General features: G+C 46.5%; 1 protein-coding gene. It reads left to right on the plus strand.

Annotated features, from left to right (window positions below; translation table 11 throughout):
- Positions 1-49: 49 nt before the first annotated feature.
- Positions 50-1,177 (plus strand): efflux RND transporter permease subunit (locus A3739_RS15805; RefSeq protein ID WP_197472358.1); only part of this gene is annotated, 1,128 nt, incomplete at its 3' end.

A 1,177-nucleotide genomic window follows, 5' to 3' on the forward strand; every position in this document is an offset into this window, starting at 1 on the left:
AAAAAGTCCGATATGCCGATCAAAACGCCGTGATCGTAGGAGCCCAGTAATGCAGAAATCTGGATCACGCTTAAGCTCTGTCAGTGCTGCGTTTTATGAAAATCCCCATCTTTTGTTGATGACCTTGATTGTGATTTGCGCCGCAGGTTTATCTGCTTGGTTTGCGCTACCTAAGATCGAAGATCCTCGTATTACACAACGCTTTATTTCTGTTGTGACAGAGTTTCCGGGTGCATCGGCAAGGCTGGTTGAATCTTCAATTACTGAAGTGCTTGAGTCTGAGTTAGCGAGCATTTCTGAGATCAAAACGATTAATTCAACGTCTCGTAGTAATGTTTCGGTTCTAGCTGTGGAACTCGAAGATAGAGTTACCTCTCAAACCAACCAACAGCTGATTTCTCGCGTGAGAGATCGCATTAAAGATGCGAGCCGTAAGCTCCCGCCACAAGCTTCTGTTCCAAAGATTATCGAAGAAGAGAACATCGCATATGCATATACCTTGATTACAGCTGTGAAGTGGCAGGGCGAAGGTGCGCCTCAGCTCGATATTATGAATCGCATTTCGCAAATATTGAAAGATCGCATTGAAGCGGTTCCAGGTACTGAGTATGTCAGTTTACATGGCGCGCCAGATGAGACAGTGCAAATATATGTAGAACCCTATGAATTAGCCGAACTAGGGATGACGGTTCAAGAGTTAGCGGCGATTGTTGAAGCATCCGACTCCAAAGAAGTTGCGGGTCGTCTGTTGAGCGACAAAGTATTTAGCGCTATAGAAGTGCGTGGCGAGTTTGACTCGCTTGATCGTATTCGACAGTTGCCAGTGAAAAGCACCAGTGGTGACGTATTGTTGCGTGATATAGCTACTGTCGAAAAAAGTTACTCTAAACCAGAAGATAACATCATGCGTGTTGATGGTGATCGCGTCATATTGGTCGCAGCGCGTATCGAAGTTTCAAGTCAGATTAATCCTTGGACTGCGTCGGTTAAAAATGTGCTGAGGTCAGTTGAGGCAGAGACCGGTGGGGTTGTCTCCTTGGATGAGGTGTTTGAGCAGGCGAGCTATACCAAAGATCGTTTGCAGAGCCTTGGTCAAAACTTGATGGCGGGCATGATTGCCGTATTACTCGTTGTGTGGCTGTTTATGGGCTGGCGCTCTGGGTTAATCGTGGCGTGC

The sequence above is a fragment of the Oleiphilus sp. HI0067 genome, assembly GCF_001635735.1.